Annotated in this window: 16 protein-coding genes and 1 pseudogene; 15 read left to right on the top strand and 2 right to left on the bottom strand. The window is 73.3% G+C overall.

Annotated features, from left to right (window positions below; all coding sequences use genetic code 11):
- The first annotated feature begins 229 nt into the window (after positions 1-229).
- From yidD to Asi03nite_RS38445, 6 genes are all read left to right on the top strand, one after another.
- Complete coding sequence (yidD, locus tag Asi03nite_RS05540; RefSeq protein ID WP_239102418.1) at positions 230-631, top strand: membrane protein insertion efficiency factor YidD; 402 nt, start codon at positions 230-232, stop codon at positions 629-631.
- A gap of 4 nt (positions 632-635) precedes the next feature.
- Positions 636-896, top strand: coding sequence for a hypothetical protein (locus tag Asi03nite_RS05535; protein WP_203677303.1), 261 nt, complete (start codon positions 636-638; stop codon positions 894-896).
- Positions 883-2,016, top strand: a complete 1,134-nt coding sequence (locus Asi03nite_RS05530) for a transporter substrate-binding domain-containing protein (protein WP_203677302.1) — start codon at positions 883-885, stop codon at positions 2,014-2,016. The genes Asi03nite_RS05535 and Asi03nite_RS05530 overlap by 14 nt, the downstream gene beginning before the upstream one ends.
- Entirely contained in the window at positions 2,013-3,038 is a 1,026-nt protein-coding gene (locus tag Asi03nite_RS05525; RefSeq protein ID WP_203677301.1) for a hypothetical protein, read from the top strand. Before Asi03nite_RS05530 ends, Asi03nite_RS05525 begins: the two co-directional genes overlap by 4 nt.
- Positions 3,039-3,119: 81 nt before the next feature.
- Positions 3,120-3,842, top strand: coding sequence for a PP2C family protein-serine/threonine phosphatase (locus Asi03nite_RS05520; RefSeq protein WP_203677300.1), 723 nt, complete (start codon positions 3,120-3,122; stop codon positions 3,840-3,842).
- 117 nt (positions 3,843-3,959) lie between these two features.
- Positions 3,960-6,713 carry a putative bifunctional diguanylate cyclase/phosphodiesterase gene (locus Asi03nite_RS38445; protein WP_275409328.1) on the top strand — a complete coding sequence of 918 codons (2,754 nt, stop codon included), beginning with the start codon at positions 3,960-3,962 and terminating at the stop codon, positions 6,711-6,713.
- Positions 6,714-6,848: 135 nt separating this feature from the next.
- Here Asi03nite_RS38445 and hrpB read toward each other — a convergent pair whose 3' ends face one another.
- Positions 6,849-9,362: an ATP-dependent helicase HrpB gene (gene hrpB, locus Asi03nite_RS05510; RefSeq protein ID WP_203677430.1), complete on the bottom strand. Its 2,514-nt coding sequence runs from the start codon at positions 9,360-9,362 to the stop codon at positions 6,849-6,851.
- A gap of 199 nt (positions 9,363-9,561) precedes the next feature.
- Between hrpB and uraD the strand changes: the two genes are divergently transcribed.
- The 6 genes and pseudogenes from uraD (at position 9,562) to Asi03nite_RS05480 (ending at position 15,449) form a co-directional block, all read left to right on the top strand.
- Entirely contained in the window at positions 9,562-10,068 is a 507-nt protein-coding gene (gene uraD, locus Asi03nite_RS05505; RefSeq protein ID WP_239102416.1) for a 2-oxo-4-hydroxy-4-carboxy-5-ureidoimidazoline decarboxylase, read from the top strand.
- Complete coding sequence (uraH, locus tag Asi03nite_RS05500) at positions 10,058-10,420, top strand: hydroxyisourate hydrolase (RefSeq protein ID WP_203677299.1); 363 nt, start codon at positions 10,058-10,060, stop codon at positions 10,418-10,420. Before uraD ends, uraH begins: the two co-directional genes overlap by 11 nt.
- Positions 10,421-10,435: 15 nt before the next feature.
- Positions 10,436-11,287, top strand: coding sequence for a factor-independent urate hydroxylase (pucL, locus tag Asi03nite_RS05495; protein ID WP_239102436.1), 852 nt, complete (start codon positions 10,436-10,438; stop codon positions 11,285-11,287).
- On the top strand, positions 11,284-12,630 hold the full coding sequence (locus Asi03nite_RS05490; protein WP_203677297.1) for an 8-oxoguanine deaminase: 1,347 nt from the start codon (positions 11,284-11,286) through the stop codon (positions 12,628-12,630). The genes pucL and Asi03nite_RS05490 overlap by 4 nt, the downstream gene beginning before the upstream one ends.
- 107 nt (positions 12,631-12,737) lie before the next feature.
- Positions 12,738-14,276 (top strand): annotated as a pseudogene (gene aceB / locus Asi03nite_RS05485) (malate synthase A); the annotation flags it as partial.
- 15 nt (positions 14,277-14,291) lie between these two features.
- On the top strand, positions 14,292-15,449 hold the full coding sequence (locus tag Asi03nite_RS05480; RefSeq protein ID WP_203677295.1) for a DUF6986 family protein: 1,158 nt from the start codon (positions 14,292-14,294) through the stop codon (positions 15,447-15,449).
- A gap of 172 nt (positions 15,450-15,621) precedes the next feature.
- On the opposite strand, the gene Asi03nite_RS05475 is transcribed toward Asi03nite_RS05480, so the two are convergent.
- The gene (locus Asi03nite_RS05475; RefSeq protein WP_203677294.1) at positions 15,622-16,044 is read right to left on the bottom strand and encodes a glutaredoxin domain-containing protein; all 423 of its coding nucleotides are present in this window, start codon (positions 16,042-16,044) and stop codon (positions 15,622-15,624) included.
- A gap of 80 nt (positions 16,045-16,124) precedes the next feature.
- Here Asi03nite_RS05475 and allB point away from each other — a divergent pair, with 80 nt between their 5' ends.
- Genes allB through Asi03nite_RS05460 form a run of 3 tightly spaced genes read left to right on the top strand, consistent with a single transcriptional unit; the run spans position 16,125 to position 19,572 of the window.
- Positions 16,125-17,435 (top strand): allantoinase AllB, encoded by a 1,311-nt coding sequence (gene allB / locus Asi03nite_RS05470; protein ID WP_203677293.1) that lies wholly within the window; start codon positions 16,125-16,127, stop codon positions 17,433-17,435.
- Positions 17,435-18,421: an allantoicase gene (gene alc, locus Asi03nite_RS05465; RefSeq protein ID WP_203677292.1), complete on the top strand. Its 987-nt coding sequence runs from the start codon at positions 17,435-17,437 to the stop codon at positions 18,419-18,421. The genes allB and alc overlap by 1 nt, the downstream gene beginning before the upstream one ends.
- Positions 18,406-19,572: an aminoglycoside phosphotransferase family protein gene (locus Asi03nite_RS05460; protein WP_203677291.1), complete on the top strand. Its 1,167-nt coding sequence runs from the start codon at positions 18,406-18,408 to the stop codon at positions 19,570-19,572. The genes alc and Asi03nite_RS05460 overlap by 16 nt, the downstream gene beginning before the upstream one ends.
- Positions 19,573-19,746: the final 174 nt, after the last annotated feature.

Here is a 19,746-nt window from a genome sequence, read left to right as displayed (position 1 = left end):
GCGCACGCTCGGCGCGGGCCGGACGGGCGGCGTGGCGCCAGGCTCTCGGCCGGGCTGGTGGTCGTCTCAAGACTCGTGAGGCGACCGTCAGCCCCGGCCGAGTAGCGTGCGGCGCGCCGGCGTGGGGCTGGGGCGCGCAGGGGGCGTGCTCCGGGCGTACACCATCGGTGATCGCTTGTGAATCTCCGGGCGGTGCCGCGGGGTTGAAGTGACCCGGCACGATGTGCCGGTGGAAGACGTGCCCGACGATGTGCAGCCGCAGGAGCCGGAGAAGAAGAAGGAGTCCTGGTACCACAACTGCGATTCCGGGTGTGACTGCGACCCGGGGTGCGACTGCGACTTTCCCGGGTGCGACCTGTTCCGGCTCAGCACCCTGCTGACGCTCGTCGCGCTGCTCGGGCACCGCTCCACCGTGCGCCCGGCCGAGCGGGCCGTCGTCGCCGCGATCCACGGCTACCGCAGGGTGTCGCCGCGACTGCCCACGAGGTGCCGCTACCGGCCGACGTGCAGCGCTTACGCGCTGGAGGCGATTCAGAAGTACGGTCTGGGCGGCGGGCTTCGGCTGGTGGCCGCGCGGTTGCGCCGGTGCGGTCCGCGGATCGCGCTCGGGACCTGGGACCCCGTGCCCTGACCTGATGGTGCACGATGGCCCCACCGGGACAGTGGGGAGGGCCGATGGGCGAGCCGATGGACAGGGCCTCGCGGGCCCCGGGGCCGATTTCCGGAGCTTCGCCAAGTTCGTCTCCTTCATTCTCCGCACCCGCTTCGTCGGGGTCGCCTGCTTCGTCTCCTTCGTCTTCCACGCCGTCATCGCCCGCCTCGTCGACTTCGCCCGCTTCGCCGCCTCCACCTTCCGAGGCCGCGGCGTCGCGGGCAGGATCGTTGCTCCGCGGTGATCTCGCGGCCGGCATCCCACCGCAGCTGCGCCGGGTGTGGAAGCTGCGCCGGCGGACTCTGGAGGACATCGCCGCCCGGGACATCGCCGTGCAGGAGGCGGTGGACGAGGGCCGGCTGCCGCTCGCGACCGAGCCGGAGACGCTGGTCGAGGCGGAGGTGCTGCCCGACCGGCCGGAGCGGTTCACGATGGCCGCGCTGCGGCTCTCCGGGCTCGGGCTGGCGCTGGTGCTCGCGCTCGGGCTGACGATGGTGCGGCTCTTCGTGGGCGGCCCACCGTCGCTCGCGGACCTGCGCGCCCAGTCCGGAGTCGACACCTGGCCGGAGTTGCCCATCGGCGTGAAGGACGATCAGTACGGGACCGCCTATTACGACGAAGCCACCAAGATCTGGTCCGGGTTCGACATCGACATCGCCTACATGATCGCGGAGGATCTCGGGTTCCGCCGTGACCAGGTGCGGTTCTACGGTATGGAGTCCGAGGACCGCGCGCGGATGCAGGCGAACGACGAGAACGGCAAGCGGGTCCCGGTGAAGATGGTGATCGCCAGCTACAGCATCACCGAGGCCCGCGTGGCGGCCGGTGTGCGGTTCTCCCAGGAGTACCTGGACACCGAGCAGTCCGTGATCACGTTGACCGGGCATCGGCCCATCTCCGCGCTCGAGGACCTGCGCGACCAGCGGGTCTGCACGCTGTCCACAGCGACCAGCGAGATCGCTGTGGAACGGGCGGACGCCGAGGTCTTCCGGAAGAACCGGGTCCGGGAGTGCTTCGAGATGATGGACCACGGCGACGTCGACGCGATCAGCACGGACGCCGCGATCCTGGCCGGCTGGAAGGCGAGATTCCCCGACAGGTACGCGCATTGGGACCTCGGTCTGGACGCCGTCGAGCGGTGGGGTGTGAACGTGGGCAACAACCCCGCGCTCAAGGAGCTGGTCGACATCACGCTGTACCGGTCCTATGCCGATCCGCGCGACGGCCGCTGGGAGAAGGCGTATGAGAACAACCTCCAGGTCGAGGTCGCGCAGAACGGCAAGACCCCGATAGCGGTCGCCGAGCAGCCCCGGGTGATCCGGCCGGACGTGCGCGAGCTCCCGTGGGAGGACCTGCTGGAATGACCGACCTCTTCGCCAAGGGGCCGGTGATCGCGCCACGCCGGCGGCGCTCGCAGCTCAACTGGCTGTTCACCGTCCTGCCGGCGTTCCCGCTGATGCTGCTGGTGCTGCGGCTGTGGTATCTGAGCCGGCAGGACCTGCCGACCATGCTGCTGCTGGTCCAGTACATCAATCCGCTCGGCATGATCAGCGCGCTCTTCATCTCGCTGAGCTGGGCCGTCCCCGCGGTGATCCTGACCCTGCGGGTTCTCGGCGGCATCCTGCTGGTGAGCAACCCGGGCGACGCCGGCCGCTCGCCGATCGCGGTCGCCGCGCTGCGGATGCCCGACTGGGTGGTGCTCATCGCCATCATGATCGCCGCGTTCACCTGGCAGTTGCGCCTGCTGCCGGCGCTGCAGATGCTGGTGGTCGCGGTGCTCGGCCTGACCGCTGTGCAGCGGCTGCGCGCCGAGCCGTGGGTGATGAACTGGATCACGCTCTGGGTACCCGTCCTCACCGGCGTGCTGACCTGGATCTTCGTCTGGCCCGGCGTGCTCGCCGCGGTGCGCGGCGGCGAGCACGCCACGGCCGTTTTGCTGGCCGGGCCGCCGCTGCTCGGCCCGCTGCTCACCGGGCCGGTCCCGGCGCGCTGGGCCCGGCTGGTCACGCACTGGCCGGCGGTGTGCGCCGCGCTGGCCCTGCCGATCGTCGCCGGCGTGGTCTTCCTGCGTGCGCCGGTGCTGCCCAGCAGCGCGGTCGAGGTGGGCGAGGAGGGCGGTCCCATCCGGGAGGTGGTCCGCGGCCAGCTGATCGCGGTCGACGACACCTCGACGACCATGCTGCGGCCGACCGGCGAGGTCACTTTCATTCCCAACGGCGAGGTACGGTCGAAGACCCTCTGCCCCGAGCCGGTGCGCCCGCCGGAGAGCGCCGTGGCGGTGCGTGGCTGGCCGGTCGAGGAAACGGTACTGGAATGGATAGCGCCGACACGGAAGGTGACCGAAATCGATTCCAGGTGCCTCGGGCGGCCCCGTGGCCCGGCGTGAGTGTATTTTCGACGACGACATGTGCGACATGCCGCCCACCACGTGCAGACAGCCAGCCATCGACCTGGCAGGCTGCACGCCATGACCTTGCACCTGCGGTGGGCGGCCGTCACCGACCAAGGACACGTCCGGAGCAACAACGAGGACTGTCATTACGCCGGTGACCGGCTCCTCGTCGTCGCGGACGGCATGGGCGGGATGGCCGCCGGCGATCTGGCCAGCCGGCTGACCGTGGAGTCCATGGTCGCGCTCGACGCGCCGATCGAGACCGAACATCAGATGGACGCGCTGCACAAGGCGCTGGAACTGGCCAACCGGCGGATCGCCGAGACGGTCGCCGCCGACCCCTCGCTGCAGGGGATGGGCACCACGCTGACGGCGGTGCTCTTCAACGGCGAGCGGGCGGCCATGGCGCACGTCGGCGACTCCCGGGCCTACCTGCTCCGTGACGGGCGGCTCAACCAGTTGACCAAGGACGACACATACGTCCAGATGCTTGTCGACCAGGGGCTGATCAAGCCGGAGGAGGCGGCCGGACATCCGCGGCGGGCAGTCGTCACGCGGGTGCTCCAGGGCGAGCCGGTCAGCCCCGCATACGTGATCGTCGAGCCCCAGGCGGGCGACCGGTGGCTGCTCTGCAGCGACGGGCTGACGGGCGTGGTGAACGATGCGACCATCGAGGAAGAGATGCGCATCGTTCCCGACCCGAAGGCGTGCGCGGAGAGGCTTGTCGATCTCGCGTTGCGCGGCGGGGGACCGGACAACGTCACGGTGGTCGTCGCCGACGTGACCGACGGGGACTGAGCAGGTATTTTCATCCGGCACCATCCGGTCGCGGACGACCACGCGGCTGGTTCGCCCGGCCGCGCCGGACCGCGCGGCCATTTCCTCCGGCCACTGGTGGTGATCACGACGGCGCGCTTGATCGGGACTCTGGCGCTCGCCCTCGCGGTGGTGGCGGTCGGTGAGCTCGTGGGCGCGCCCCGGCTCTACACCGACACCGCGCAGCTCGCCGCGGGCGCGATCGCGGCCTGGGCCTGCCTGGACTCGGCACGCCGCCGGATCGGCATCCCGCGCCACTGGCGCTTCCTCGCGGCCGGTGGACTCGCCGCGTGGTCCGCGGGCCGGCTCTGGTGGGTGATCGGGGACCTGGCCGGGCGCGACCGGGCGGACCATTCGTCGATCTTCGACATCGGCTTCGTGGTGCTGCCCGTGTGCATGCTGCTCGGCCTGCTCGGCGCGACCCGGACCCGGCCCCGCCCGGTGCCCACCTCCCCGCGGCGGGACCAGATCGCGCTGCTCATCGACAGCGTGCTGATCGTCGGCTCGGTGGTGGCGCTCTGCTGGTCGTCGGCCTGCCTGAGCCAGATCGCGGACTGGGGCGCGCTGACCTGGTGGGCGGCCGCCTACCCGATCGCCGACATGGTGCTGGTCACCATGGTGGTCCTGCTGCTCACCACCCGGCCCGACTCGCCGGCCGGCCGCCGGCCGCTGGCCCTGATCGGGGCCGGGCTGCTCGCGTTCGGCGTCGCGGACAGCATCCGGCTGCTCGGGGCCGGATCGTCCTGGGTGGCCGGGCTCTCCTTTCTGGAGTTCCTCGGCCACCTGCTCGGGCCGGGGTTCGTCGCGCTGGCGGCCCTCAGCCCGCCCCGGCCGATGCCGGTGCTCCCCGACTCGGCCGCGCTGCGCCGCGACTGGTTCCACCTGCTGCTGCCGTACGTCCCGGTGCTGGTCACCGGCGTGGTGATCGTGGTCCGCACGGCGACCGGGCATCCGCTCACGTCGTTCCAGGCCTACCTGGGATGGCTCGGCCTCGGTCTCGTGGTGACCCGGCAGATGATCATTATTTTGGACAACTCGGTGCTGCTCGACCGGGTCGCCGAGACCCAGCGGCGGCTGCACCACCAGGCCTACCACGATCCGCTGACCGGCCTGGCCAACCGGGCCCTGTTCCGGGAACGCCTGGTGCTGGCGCTGGACGCGAACCAGCACCGGGGGACGCCGGTGGCGGTGCTCTTCGCGGACCTGGACGACTTCAAGCTGATCAACGACACCTACGGGCACGCGATGGGTGACCGGGTGCTGTACGCGATCGCCGAGCGGCTGCGCGCTTCGGTGCGCCCGCAGGACCTGGTGGCGCGGCTCGGCGGGGACGAGTTCGCGGTGGTCCTGGACCAGAGCGACGTCCTGCCGCCCGCGCCGGCGCCCCGGGTCTCGCTGCTGCGCCGGGTGGTGGGGCGGCAGCGACGCTACGTCCTGTCGGCCGCCGGCATCCGCGTCTCCGGAGATGCCCGGCGCGGGTCGCAGGCGCGACCGCCCGCCCGGCGCCGCACCGACATCCTGATGCCGGCCGATCCCGCGGCGCCCGTGCCCAACGGGGTGGTGGTCAACGGTCACCCGGCGACGGCTCCCGGGCTGGTCACCTCCGCCGGTTACGGGGTGTCCACGGCTCCCGTCCCGGCTCCGCGCTCCGGTTCCTCCGCCGACCTGGCCGCGGCAGCCTCCGGGTCCACTTCGTCCGCTGTTCCCTCGTCCGCTGCGATTTCGGCCGCGGGTCCCTTGTCGGCTGCCGCTTCGTCCGCTGCAGCCTCGCCCGCTGCGGCTTCCTCCGCGGCGGGCTCCTCCGAGGGCGCCTTCGCCGGGATCTCCGCGGACCGGCTGTGGGTCGAGGAGGCGGAAGGGGTCGGCGAGCGGGTCCTGGCCGCCCTCCGCGAGCCGTACCTGATCGACGGCCGCTCGGTCAGCGTCGGCGCCAGCATCGGCCTGGTCGTCGCCGAACCCGGCGACCGCCTCTCCGCCGACCTGCTGCTGCGCCGCGCCGACGCCGCGATGTACGCCGTCAAGCGCCGCGGCAAGGGCGCCCTGATCCGCTACACCGGCCCGGTCCACGGCCCGAACGCCGACCTCCCGCGGCTGCTGGCCGGCGCGCTCAGCGGCGGCAGCCCCGCCGCGGCCGGCTTCGAGGTCCACTACCAGCCGATAGTCCGCCTCAGCGACCACGCGACGGTGGCCGTCGAGGCGCTGGCCCGCTGGACCGACCCGGTCGCCGGCCCGGTCCACCCGGACGTCTTCGTCACCATGGCGGAACGCACCGGCCTGGTCTCCGCGATCGACGACTTCGTCCTGGACCAGGCCTGCGCCGACGCGGCCGCCCTGGCCGAACTGTACGGCCGCCCGATCGACGTGCACGTCAACGTCTCCGCCGGCCGCCTCGGCCAGCAGGGCCTGGAGGACGCCGTCGACGCGGCCCTGGCCCGGCACGCCATGCCGCCGCAACGCCTGGTCGTCGAGATCACCGAAACGCTGCGCATCCCGGACCTGCCCCGCGCCGCCGCGATGGTGGAACGGCTCCGCGCCCGTGGCGTCCGGGTGGCGCTGGACGACTTCGGCAGCGGCTACAACGCGCTGGCCCAGCTCCACGGCATGCCTGTGGACACGGTGAAGCTGGACTCCACATTGACCGACGTGGACACCGCCCCGGACCGGGCCGGCGCCCTCTGTGGCTCGGTGCTCACCATCTGCGCGGACCTGGGCATCACCGTGGTCGCCGAGGGCATCGAGACGAACGAGCGGGCCGCGGCGCTGGCCGGCCTCGGCTGCCCGCTGGGCCAGGGATACCTTTTCGGACCGCCGGCCCGCCTGGCCGACCTGGGCCGTCCCGAGCCGAGGCCCTGATCCGCCTGTCCGGGGCCTGTCGATTCGGGCCGAGGTCCCGGCCTGCCGGCTGTTCCCGGCCCGTCCCGAGTGGTGGCGCCGCCCCGCCGCCCGGCCGGCTCGGGCCGGCGGGGACGCGGATGGCAGTTATCGTGATCATCGGGAGCGGGGGTTGGCCCGGCGGGTCGGCACGGCGGTCATCGGGTCCTCCGGCCAGGGATGACGGGGATAGCGCCCGCGCATCTCGGCGCGCACCTGCGGATAGCCCTGAACCCAGAACGACGCGAGATCCCTGGTGACCGCCACCGGCCGCCCCGCCGGCGAGAGCAGGTGCAGCAGCACCGGAACCCGCCCCTCGGCCAGCCGCGGCGCCTCCCGCCAGCCGAACGCCTCCTGTACCTTCACCGCGAGCACCGGCGCGGCCGGATCGGAGTAGTCCACCCGGATCTGCGATCCGCTCGGCACCGGCAGCCGTTCCGGAGCGACCTCGTCCAGCCGGCCGGCCACCGACCAGGGCACCGCCCGGCGCAGCGCGGCCGCCACGTCGAGCCGGGCCAGGTCGGCGCGGCGGCGGGCGGAGCCCAGATCCAGCCAGTCCTCGGCGTGCTCCAGCAGAGCGGCGTCGGAGACGTCCGGCCACGGGTCGCCGAGCGCCGCGTGCGCGAAGGCGAGCCGGGCCCGCAGCTCCTCGGCCGCGCGGCTCCAGGTGAGCAGGCCCAGACCGGCGCCACGCAGCCCGGCCAGCAGGGCGACGCGCACCGCCGCCGGATCAGGATCGGTCAACCGGGTGCTGGTCAGCGTGATCGCGCCGAGCCGCCGCACCCGCCGGGCCAGCACGTCGCCGTCGACCCAGCCGATCTCGGACTCCTCGGTGAACATGGCCGCCGCGACCTCGCGTGCGGTGGCCTCGTCGAGCGGCGCGGCGCTGCGGATCCGTGCCGTGCGTGCCCCGGCCGCCCGGTCCGCGACGGCCACCGCCAGCCAGGGCGTGCCGGCCAGCGGGCTCTCCGGCGGCAGGTCGGCCGCGGTGCCGCCGGCCATCAGATACGCCTGCCCGCCCGGGTCGCGGGCCAGCGCCACCCGCTCGGGATAGGCGAGCCCGACCACCAGGCCGACAGCCAGATCGTCGGGGACCCGCGCACCGCCCGGACCCGGCGCCTCGGCCGCGGCGGAAGCCGGCGAGGCGCCCGCCTCCGGTTCGGTGGCGGCGGCCAGACGGCGTACCTCGGCGAGCCACGCTCGATCACCCGCGGCCCGAGCCCGCCGGAGGGCCGCGACCAGGTCGCTCGTCGCGGATCCGGGGTCGTCGAGCACCGCGATGATCTCCGCGGCCCGGCGGGTCCCGACCAGCCCGGCGCCGTCGAGCAGCGCGCGAGCCAGGCGCGGGTGCAGGCCCGCGCCGGCCAGCGCCCGCCCGCGCGGCGTCACCCGCCCCGAGTCGTCGATCGCGCCGAGGTCGTGCAGCGTAGCGGTGGCCGCGCGCATCGCCCCGGCCGGCGGCTGGTCGGGCAACGCCAGCCCGCTGCCCGAGGCATCGCCCCAGAGCGCCAGGTCGAGGGCGAAACCGGTCAGGTCCGCCGCCGCGATCTCCGGCTCGGGCTGTGCCGGCAACCGGTCGTGCCGTGCTTGTGGCCAGCACCGGTAAACCCGCCCAGGCGCCTCACGCCCGGCCCGGCCGGCCCGCTGGGCCGCCGACGAGCGGGACACCGGAACGGTCACCAGGGCGCCCAGCCCGCGCGCGTGATCCATCCGTGGCACGCGGCTGAGCCCGCAGTCGACCACCGCCCGCACACCCGGCACGGTCAGGCTGCTCTCGGCCACCGCGGTGGCCAGCACGACGCGGCGGCGCGGACCGGGCCGCAGCGCGGCGTCCTGCGCCGCACCGGACTGCCGGCCGTGCAACGGCAGCACGTCGGCCCCGGCGCCGTGCAGCCGGTCGGCGACCGTCTCGATCTCCCGCGCGCCGGGCAGGAAGACCAGCACGTCACCGTCGCCCTCGGCGAGCGCGCGGCGGGCCGTCGCGGCCACGTGGTCGAGCAGTCTCGGATCCACCCGCAGGCCGTGCGGCGGCGCGATCGGGCCGGGCGGCGGGGCCCAGATCACCTCGACGGGATGGGTGCGGGCGTGCGCGGTCAGTACGGGCGCCGGGTGGGCCGGCTCGCCGAGCACCTGGGCCAGCCGGTCCGCGTCGGCGGTGGCCGAGGTGGCCAGCAACCGCAGGTCGGGCCGCAGCACGCCGCGCACCTCGACCAGGAAGGCCAGCGCCAGGTCGGAGTCGAGGTGCCGCTCGTGACACTCGTCGAGGATCACCGCCGTGGCGCCGGCCAGCTCCGGGTCGCGCTGCAGCCGGCGGACCAGCAGGCCGGTGGTGACCACCTCGACCACGGTGCGCCGGGAGACCCGCCGGTCGCCGCGCACCGCATAACCCACCCGCTCACCGACCTGCTCGCCGAGCAGCGCGGCCATCCGGCGGGCGGCGGCCCGCGCCGCGACCCGGCGCGGCTCCGCGACCAGCACCCGGCCATCGCCGGCCAGGGCCAGCGGGACCAGCGTGGTCTTGCCCGTGCCAGGCGGCGCGACCAGCACCGCCGCTCCGGCCCCGGACAGCGTGGCGCTCACCTCCGGCAGCAGGTCGCGGACCGGAAGATCGGGCAGGGCGTCGGCGGGGATCAGCACGCGCACAGTCTTACCGGTCCCACCGACAATTCGCCGGGGGCCTGTGGACAACCGGCGGTTGTCCACAGGACGGTCGATCGGGCGTGTTCCGGCCTCCGGTTCGTGGCAGGGTGGCCGTGTCGATTCCTCGCTCCGCCGGTGCACGCGGCGGAGCCGGCCCGCTTGACTGATCGACACGGAGGAGAGGTGACCCATGAGCGCGGTGGAGACCTTCAACGCGCTGCCGGCCGAGCGTCTGGCGGAGCGACTGCTGGCCTGCCTGGCGGCGCCGGCCTGGGGCGCCGGGATCGCCGCCGGCAGGCCCTTTGCCGACCGGGCCGCCATCGTCGCCGCGGCCGACGCCGCGGCACGGGCACTGACCTGGGCGGAGATTCTGCAGAGCCTGTCCGCGCATCCGCGGATCGGCGAGCGCGCGGCCGGTGACTCGCCCGCGGCCGCCTGGTCCCGCACCGAGCAGTCGGCCGCGGCCCGGACCGCCGACGACCGGACGAGACAGGCGCTGGCCGAGGCCAACAGAGCCTATGAGGAGAAGTTCGGCCACGTCTTCCTGATCTTCGCGAGCGGCCGGAGCCAGGCCGAGATCCTGGCGGCCGCCCGCGCGCGGCTGGACAACGACGAGGCCGCCGAGCGGGCGATCGTCGCGGAGGAGCTCCGCAAGATCGCGGGGCGGCGGCTGGAGCGGGTGCTCGATGCCCTCTGACGACGGCACCGCCCCGGAGGCACACGCCCGCATCTCGACGCACATCCTGGACACCGCCACCGGCGACCCGGCGGCGGATGTCCACGTGCGGCTGGAGCGGCGCGACGCGGACGGCTGGCGGACCATCGCCGAGGGCCGCACCGACCACGACGGCCGCCTGCGCTACCGGGTGCCGATGCGCGAGTGGCAGGCCGGGGGCTACCGGCTGCTGTTCTACGTGGAGCCCCACCTCGGCCGGGACTGCTTCTTCCCGGAGATCACGGTGGCCTTCCACGTCAACGATCCGGATCGTCACTACCACGTGCCGCTGCTGCTCAGCCGGTACGGCTACACCACCTATCGAGGGAGCTGAGACCCGTTGGCCATCGTGCTCGGACCCAATCGTTACGGCAAGGCGGAGACCAGGCTGGTCCGTGTGCACCGGGACGGTGACACGCACCGGCTGGTCGACCTCAACGTCGGCGTCGCGCTCTCCGGCGACCTGAGCGCGACCCATCTGACCGGTGACAACGCCGGCGTGCTGCCGACCGACACGATGAAGAACACGGTGTACGCGTTCGCCAAGCAGCACGGTGTCGGCGAGCCGGAGACGTTCGCGCTGCTGCTCGCCCGGCACTTCGTCGAGACACAGGGCCAGGTGCGCTCGGCGCGGGTGACGGTCGAGTCGTTCGCGTGGGACCGGCTCGGCCCGCACTCGTTCCGGCGGCGAGGTGAGCACACGCGGACCACGGCGGTCACCGTGACCCGCGAGGCGACCCAGGTCGTCTCCGGCGTCACCGGCCTGGTCCTGATGAACACCACCGCGTCGGAGTTCCACGGGTTCGTGAGGGACCGGTACACCACGCTGCCGGAGACCACCGACCGCATCCTGGCGACCGCTGTGGACGCGAAGTGGCGTCACCTGGGCGACCGGGCCGACTGGGGCACGTCGTTCGAGGGCGCCGTGGACGCGCTGACCGACGCCTTCGTCAACACGTACAGCATGTCGTTGCAGCAGACGCTGATGTCGATGGGCACCATGGTGCTCACCGCCCGCCCGGAGCTCGCCGAGATCCGGCTGGCGCTGCCGAACAAGCATCACTACCTGGTCGATCTCTCGGTCTTCGGCCTGGAGAACGAGAACGAGGTGTTCCTCGCCGGTGACCGGCCGTACGGACTGATCGAGGGCACGGTGACGCGCGACGACGTGCCGCCGGCAGCCGTGGAGTGGTATCTGTGATCGCCGTCGAGAACGCCGCGATCGCCACGGTGGACGCCTCCGGCACCGAATACCCGGACGGCCACGTGGTCATCGGCGACGACGGACGGATCACCGCCGTCGGCGCCGGGAAGCCGGTTGTCCCGCCTGGAACGACAAGCGTCGACGGTACGGGTTGTCTGGTCACGCCGGGGCTGATCAACACCCACCATCACCTCTACCAGTGGGCCACCCGCGGGCTCGCTCTGGACGAGACGCTCTTCGGCTGGCTGACCACGCTGTACCCGATCTGGGGCCGGCTGGACGCGGAGATCGTCGGCGCGGCGGCCGGCGCCGGGCTGGGCTGGCTCGCGCTCTCCGGCTGCACCACCAGCATGGATCATCACTACGTCTTCCCGCGCGACGGCGGTGACGTGCTGGCCGCCGAGATCGAGGCGGCTCGGCGGATCGGGCTGCGCTTCCACCCGACCCGCGGCTCGATGGACCTGAGCCGCAAGGACGGCGGCCTCCCGCCGGACCACGTGGTCGAGGACACCGACGAGGCGCTGGCCGCGACCGAGGCGGCGATCGACCGCTGGCACGACCCGTCGCCGGACGCGACACTGCAGATAGCGGTGGCGCCGTGCTCGCCGTTCTCGGTCACCACCCGGTTGATGGAGGAGTCCGCGGCGCTGGCCCGGCGCAGGGGCGTGCGGCTGCACACGCACCTCGCCGAGACCGGCGACGAGGAGGAGTTCTGCCGCACGCGGTTCGGCTGCACCCCGGTGGAGTACGCGGAGCGCGTCGGCTGGCTCGGCGACGACGTGTGGCTCGCCCACGGGGTGCACCTGGACGACTCGGCGATCGCCAGGCTCGGCGCGACCGGGACGGGGGTGGCGCACTGCCCCAGCTCCAACGCGCGCCTGGGCGCCGGCACGGCCCGGGTGCGCGACCTGCTCGACCGGGGCGTACCGGTGGGGCTCGGGGTGGACGGCGCGGCGTCGCAGGAGGTCTCGCACCTCGGCGCGGAGCTGCGGCAGGCGCTCTACACGGCGCGCCTGCGCGGCGGGCCCGCGGCGATGGACGCCCGCGAGGCGCTGCGGCTCGGCACCATGGGCGGGGCGCGCTGCCTGGGCCGGTCGGAGCACCTCGGCTCGCTCGAGACCGGCAAGCTGGGTGACCTGGTGATGTGGCGACTGGACGGGCTGGGCCACGAGGGGATCAGGGACAAGGTGGCGGCGCTGGTCTTCGGCCCGCCGGCGCGGGTCGAGCTGGCGCTGGTCGGCGGCCGGCCGGTGGTCGAGCGCGGCGAGCTGGTCAACGCAGACGAGCGGACCTTGACCATGGAGGCGAGGCGTGCGCATCGGCGCCTGCTGCGGGGATAGACGACAGTCGTGCGCCAAGTGTGATCTTCTTGGCGCTCACGGCCGCTGACGCGGGCCGGCGTCACCATTACGCTACGCGGGAGTAACCATACCGAGAGGAGCCGTCAACGATGACTGAGATCCTGTCCGACGAGGCCGTGGCGTTCGTCGCCGACCTGAACCGGAGGTTCCGGCCCCGCCGCAACGAGCTCCTCCAGGCGCGTGCCGCCCGGCGGGCCGAGATCGCCGCGGGCGCCAACCTCGGCTTCCTCGCCGAGACCGCGGACATCCGCGCCGCCGAGTGGTCCGCCCCGCCCGCCCCGGCCGACCTGCGGGACCGCCGCGTCGAGATCACCGGGCCGACCGAGCGGAAGATGACCATCAACGCGCTCAACTCGGGCGCCAAGGTGTGGCTGGCCGACCTCGAGGACGCCAACACCCCGCACTGGTCCAACGTGGTCGACGGCCAGCGCAACCTCTACGACGCGATCCGGCGCACGATCTCGCTGGAGACGGACGCGAAGACGTACGAGCTGAACGGCGGCCCGTACCCGACGATCGTGATGCGCCCGCGCGGCTGGCACCTGGACGAGCGCCACCTGCCGGTCGACGGCGAGCCGGCCGTCGGCGCCCTCGTCGACTTCGGCCTCTACTTCTTCCACAACGCGAAGGAGCTGCTCGAACGCGGCAGCGGGCCGTACTTCTACCTGCCGAAGATGGAGTCCCACAAGGAGGCGGCGCTCTGGAACGACGTCTTCACCCACGCGCAGGAGAGGCTGGGCATCCCGGTCGGCACCATCCGGGCCACCGTGCTGATCGAGACCATCCCGGCCGCGTTCGAGATGGAGGAGATCCTGCACGCGCTGCGCCCGCACATCTCCGGGCTCAACGCCGGCCGCTGGGACTACCTGTTCAGCATCATCAAGTACTTCCGCGACAACCCGCGGATGATCCTGCCGGACCGCGCCGCGGTGACGATGACCGCGCCGTTCATGCGGGCGTACACCGAACTGCTGGTCTCCACCTGCCACAGACGCGGGGCGTTCGCCATGGGCGGCATGGCCGCTTTCATCCCCAGCCGCCGGGACCCGCAGGTCAACGAGGTGGCCCTGGCCAAGGTCCGGGAGGACAAGGAGCGCGAGGCAGGCGACGGCTTCGACGGCTCCTGGGTGGCCCACCCCGACCTGGTGCCGGTCTGCCAGGAGATCTTCGACCGGGTGCTCGGCGACAAGTCGAACCAGCTCGCGAAACTGCGCCCGGACGTCGCGGTCGAGGCCGCCGACCTGCTCGACGTCGCCGCGCTGGGCGCCAAGGTGACCGAGGCCGGCCTGCGCAACAACGTCAACGTCGGCCTGCAGTACCTGGAGGCCTGGCTGCGCGGCAACGGCGCGGTGGCGATCCACAACCTGATGGAGGACGCCGCCACCGCGGAGATCTCCCGCTCGCAGATCTGGCAGTGGATCCACAACGGCGTGAAACTGCCGGACGGCACCCCGATCACCGCCGAGCTGGTCGCCCGGATCGAGGACGAGGAGCTTGAGAAGATCCGGGAGGCGGTGGGCGAGGGTGGCCGCTTCGAGGACGCCCGCAAGCTGTTCGAGCGGGTCGCCCTGGCCGACGACTTCGCCGACTTCCTCACCACCGCCGCCTACGACTCGATCGACTGACCGGGGGAGAGAGGGATGCGCCTGTCCGATCATGACTATTCCGAGATCGACCGGCGCCTCGCCGCCCACGACGCGTTCCTCCGGGCCCGGTACCCGGGGGAGCGCGCCGGGCGGCAACCCGTGCACACCGTCTACGTGCCCGCCGACAAGCTCGGCGGTTTCCGCGACTGGGGCGCGATCGCGCTGGCCGCGATGGACGAGCACGGCTTCCCGTGGCCCGACCCCACGGTCCGTGACAAGCTGGCCCGCGAACCGATCGAGGACCTGCGCGTCGACTTCGAGGACGGCTACGGCGTCCGCGACGACGACCAGGAGGACGCCGCGGTCCGCGAGGCCGCCGCGATCCTGCGCGACGGCCCCCGCCCGCCCTTCGTCGGCCTGCGGATCAAGTCCCTGGAGGCGGCCACGCGCCGCCGCTCGTTGCGCACCCTCGACCTGTGGCTGGAGTCCTGCCCCGGCACCTTCACCATCACGCTGCCCAAGGTGAGCGGTCCGGTCCAGGTCGAGACGATGGTCGCGGTCTGCGAGAGATTGGAGACGGGGTACGGCCTGAGCACCGGCGCCCTGACGTTCGAGATCCAGGTCGAGTTGCCCGCGGCGGTGCTCGCCGCGGACGGCACGGCCACCGTGGCCCGGTTGATCACCGCGGCCGCCGGGCGGTGCACCGGCCTGCACTACGGCACCTACGACTACAGCGCCGCCGCCGGAGTGGCCGCCGCGTACCAGTCGATGGAACACCCGGCGGCCGACTACGCCAAGGCGGTCATGCAGGCAGCCGCCGCCCAGACCGGTGTCCGGCTCTCCGACGGCTCCACCAACGTCCTGCCGGCCGGCGGGCGCGACGCCGTCCACGCCGCCTGGCGACTGCACCACCGGCTGGTCCGCCGCTCCCTGGAACACGGCTACTACCAGGGCTGGGATCTGCACCCGGCGCAGCTGCCCAGCCGGTACGCCGCGACGTACGCCTTCTTCCGGGACGGCCGCGACGCCGCGGTCGCGCGCCTGCGGCGCTACCTGGACCGGCAGGACAGCGGCATCATGGACGAGCCGGCCACCGCCCGCGCCCTGGCCGGATACCTGCTGCGCGGGCTGGACTGCGGCGCCCTGGCCGACGCCGGCTTCGCCCGCGAGCAGCTGACAGCGCTCCAGACGACAGGTGTCGGATCCGGTTGACCGGAGCTTCGATCGGCCTGGCCCTTCCGGGAGCGCTGGTCCGTCTCCTCGTTCCCATCGCGACACATTGGCTGCGCCGAATCGCCGACGGTCTGGAATCGGGCCGCGCCGGTCGGGCGACCTGACCGGCGCGGTCGCCGCGGGGGGGGGGCCGGACGCTCCGGTCGTACACCTAATCGGTCTGCAGTCTGTCCCGGACGAACTGCGGGTCGGGATTGACGAAGCCCTCGCCGCCGAAGACCACCGTGGGCACCGTCTCGTTGCCGTCGGCGAAGCCGCGGACGACCGCCGCGCCCTCCGGATCCTTCCAGATGTCCACCCACTCCAGGCGGGCCGCGTCCGGGCCGAGCCGGGCGCGCAACCGCAGACAGTACGGACAGCCGGGTCGCCAGTAGACCACCGGCCGGCCGGCGGTGGCCGCCTCGGCGGCGCGCACACCGCGCGGGAAGACCAGCGGCGACGTCACCACCGCCAGCACCAGGAAGAGCGCCAGCAGGGCGGCCGCGCCGGCAGGTGAGCCCTGCGACAGCTTGGGAACGGCCGCGAGCACCCCACAGGCCGCACTGAGCAGGGCCAGTCCCCAGCGTCGCATCATGGGCCGAAGGTTACGCGCCCGGATTCCGGCGCCGGCGAGAAGGGCGTGTGGTGGAAACAGATCGTCGTTAGGGTCTGGCCATGGTCGATCTCGTGGTGCGGTCCCGCCGGGTGATCACGATCGGCGGCGAGGTCCCGGCGGCGGTGGCGGTCCGGGACGGGCGGATCGTCGCGATCCGGCCCTACGCGGCAGAGGTGGCCGCGAGCGCCGACGTCGATCTCGCCGACACCGTGTTGTCACCGGGCTTGGTGGACACTCACGTGCACGTCAACGAGCCAGGACGCACCGAGTGGGAAGGCTTCGCCACCGCCACCCGGGCGGCCGCCGCCGGTGGCGTGACCACGATCATCGACATGCCGCTCAACAGCCTGCCGCCGACCGTCGACACCGCCGCGCTGGCGGCCAAGCAAGCCGCCGCCACCGGCCAGTGCCACGTCGACGTCGGGTTCTGGGGCGGCGTCGTCCCCGGCAACGCCGCCCGGATCCCGGCGCTGCACGCCGCCGGGGTGTTCGGCTTCAAGGCCTTCCTCGCCGACTCCGGCGTCCCGGAGTTCCCGCCGGTCGACCGGGACCAGCTCGCCGAGGCGATGGCCGCCGCCGACGCGCTGTTCCTCGTGCACGCCGAGGACCCCGGTCACCTGCGGGAGGCGACCAGCTCGGCGGCCTATGCCGACTTCCTCGCCTCCCGGCCGGCCGTTGCCGAGCACGCCGCCGTCGCCACCGCGATCGAGGTGGCCCGTGCGGCGCGCCGCCGGGTGCACATCCTGCACCTGTCGGCCGCCTCGGCGCTGCCACTGATCGCCCGGGCGCGGGCCGACGGCGTCCGGGTCACCGCGGAGACCTGTCCGCACTACCTGACGCTGGACGCGGCGGCGATCCCGGACGGCGCGACCGAGTTCAAGTGCTGCCCGCCGATCCGCGACGCGGCGAATGCCGACCAGCTCTGGGAGGCGCTGGCCGCCGGCTTGATCACCTGCGTGGTGAGCGACCACTCGCCGTGCACGCCGGAGCTCAAGCGGCAGGACACCGGCGACTTCGCCGCGGCCTGGGGCGGCATCGCGTCGGTGCAGCTCGGGCTGCCGGTGATCTGGACGGCGGCGCGAGCCCGGGGCTTCCCGCTCGCGGATGTGGTGAGCTGGATGGCGACCGGTCCGGCCGACCTGGCCGGGCTGGAACACAAGGGACGGATCGCGGTCGGGGCCGACGCCGACCTGGTCGCTTTCGACCCGGACGCCGAGTTCGTGGTCGACGCGCACGCGCTGCACCACAAGAACCCGGTGACGCCGTACGCCGGCAGGACGCTGCGCGGCGTGGTGCGCGCCACCTGGCTGCGCGGCTTCCCGGTCGCCGGTGGCGCACCGGGCGGACGACTCCTGACGAGGGGGAGCTGATGGAGGACTTCACCGCACTGGCCGACCTGGCGTCGCGGGCCCTCGGCGGTGGCGTCGTGCACGCCAACGACGAGTTCTTCGCCGCCGCCGACCACCTCGTGCTGCCCGCCGCCCCCGGACACACGCCGAAGACCTTCGACCACAAGGGCCAGGTGTACGACGGGTGGGAGACCCGGCGGCGGCGCGGTCCCGGGCACGACTTCGCCGTGATCCGGCTCGGCGCGCCCGGAGTGATCCACGGCGTCGACATCGACACCGCGTTCTTCACCGGCAACTACCCGCCGTTCGCGTCTGTCGACGCGACCGCCCTGCCCGGCTATCCGGGCCCGGAGGAGCTGGCCGGGGCCGAGTGGGTGGAGATCCTGCCGCGCCAGGGGCTCACCGGCGACAGCGGCAATCGCTTCCCGATCGGCGACGGCCGTCGCTTCACCCACGTGCGGCTCAACATCTACCCGGACGGCGGCGTGGCCCGGCTGCGTGTGCACGGCGAGGTGATCCCCGACCCGGAGCTGCTGCCGAAGGTCTTCGACGTCGCCGCCGCGGAGTACGGGGGCCGCGTCGTCGACTGCAGCAACATGTTCTACGGGCACCCGCAGCGCATGCTGATGCCCGGCCGGGCGCAGAACATGGGCGACGGCTGGGAGACGTCGCGCCGCCGCGACGACGCCAACGACTGGGTGCTGGTGCGACTCGCGGCCCCGGCCAGGTTGCGCTTCGCCGATCTGGACACCAGCCACTTCAAGGGAAACGCACCCGGCTGGGCCGTCCTCACCGGCATCACCGCCACCGGCGATCAGATCGAGCTGCTGCCCAGGACCGCGCTGCGCCCCGACACCCCGCACCGGTTCCCGCTGGCCAAGGGCCCGGAAGTGACGCACGCGCGACTCGACGTGTTCCCCGACGGCGGGATGGCCCGGCTGCGTCTGCTGGGGCGGGCCGACCGGGACCACCTGTGGGAGAGAATGAGACAGTGTCTCGAACCGTGACCCTGGTGCTCGTCGATCCGGCCGGTGAGCTGCTCGGCGCGCTGCCCCCGTTCCCCGTCGGCAGCCCCTGGTGGCAGGAGGTGGCCGAGGTGGTCGCCGGCGCGGGCGTCGATGTGACCGTGCTGCGGCTGCTGCGCACGGACCGGCCGGCCCCGCCCGGCGGGCACGTCACCTACCTGGCCGAGACCCGGGAACGGCCGGACGGGCTGATCCCGCTCGGCGCCGATCTGACGCCCCACGCGCACCGGGCGCCGTGGGCCTCGCCGGGCGGACCGGCCGCCACGCTGGCCTGGGCATCCGGTGCGCTGGACCGGCTCGGGCTCGCCGACGTGACAGTGCGCCAGCAGCGCACCTGGAACCTGTCCGCGATCTGGCGGGTGGACGGCGCGCAGGGGCCGGTGGCCTGGATCAAGCAGGTGCCCGGGTTCTTCGCGCACGAGCCGGCGGTGCTGGGCCTGGTCGCCTCGGTGGCCCCGGAGCTGGTGCCGTACGTGCTGGCGGCCGGCGAGGAGGGACGGATGCTGCTCGCGCACGTACCGGGGGAGGACCGGTACGGCGCCGGCCCGGAACTGTGCGCGGCGATCGCCGAGGCGTTCCACCCGGTTCAGCAGCATTTCGCCCGCCATCCGGAGGAGTTGGCCGGGGCCGGGGCGCCGGACCGGCGGCTGGCGGCGGGGCGGTTCGCCGCCGTGGCCGCGCCCTATCTCGGTGGCATTCCCGGGCTCGCCGAGCTGATCGACGGGCTGCCGGACCGGCTGGCCGCCGTCGCCGGGTGCGGGCTGCCGGACACGCTGGTGCACGGCGACCTGCACCCGGGCAATGTGCGTACCGACGGGGCGGACCGGCTGACGATCGTCGACTGGGGCGATGCGGCGATCGGCAATCCGGCTTTCGACCTGCTCCGGCTGATCGACGGCGTGGAGGCGCCGGAGCCGCTGGTCACGGCGTGGGCGCGGCGCTGGCGGGAAGCCGTACCGGGCAGCGATCCGGAACGGGCAGTGGAACTGCTGCGGCCGGTCGCGCCGTTGGAGTCGGCCGCGACGTACGCCGGCTTTCTCGCCCGCATCGAGCAGTCGGAATGGCCGTATCACGCTCATGACGTGCCGGACCGCCTCGCCGCGGCCGTGGCGGCATGGAAAGTGGCGGCATAGAAAGACGTCCTGCGTGTCGCCGCGGGACGTAGGAACGTCCTGGACCGCTGTTCGCGACCGGGCCGCCGCCGATGCACGCCTGGCGGATCAGCCCGACCGTGGAAGGCGACCCGGCCGCCCCGGTCTCGGCCCCGCACGACTGGCAACTCACGGACACCGGCACCCCCACAGGCC

The organism is Actinoplanes siamensis (genome assembly GCF_016862395.1).
Lineage (GTDB): Bacteria > Actinomycetota > Actinomycetes > Mycobacteriales > Micromonosporaceae > Actinoplanes > Actinoplanes siamensis.
Note: the sequence above shows the minus strand (reverse complement) of the source record. Positions and strands in the feature narration are given on the sequence as shown.

Bases quoted from the DNA above. Each gene is read 5' to 3' on its own strand.
- Asi03nite_RS05535 (WP_203677303.1), top strand. From the start codon at position 636: ATGGTGCACGATGGCCCCACCGGGACAGTGGGGAGGGCCGATGGGCGA.
- Asi03nite_RS05525 (WP_203677301.1), top strand. From the start codon at position 2,013: ATGACCGACCTCTTCGCCAAGGGGCCGGTGATCGCGCCACGCCGGCGG.
- Asi03nite_RS05520 (WP_203677300.1), top strand. From the start codon at position 3,120: ATGACCTTGCACCTGCGGTGGGCGGCCGTCACCGACCAAGGACACGTC.
- uraD (WP_239102416.1), top strand. From the start codon at position 9,562: ATGAGCGCGGTGGAGACCTTCAACGCGCTGCCGGCCGAGCGTCTGGCG.
- uraH (WP_203677299.1), top strand. From the start codon at position 10,058: ATGCCCTCTGACGACGGCACCGCCCCGGAGGCACACGCCCGCATCTCG.
- Asi03nite_RS05480 (WP_203677295.1), top strand. From the start codon at position 14,292: ATGCGCCTGTCCGATCATGACTATTCCGAGATCGACCGGCGCCTCGCC.
- Asi03nite_RS05475 (WP_203677294.1), bottom strand. From the start codon at position 16,044: ATGATGCGACGCTGGGGACTGGCCCTGCTCAGTGCGGCCTGTGGGGTG.
- allB (WP_203677293.1), top strand. From the start codon at position 16,125: ATGGTCGATCTCGTGGTGCGGTCCCGCCGGGTGATCACGATCGGCGGC.
- alc (WP_203677292.1), top strand. From the start codon at position 17,435: ATGGAGGACTTCACCGCACTGGCCGACCTGGCGTCGCGGGCCCTCGGC.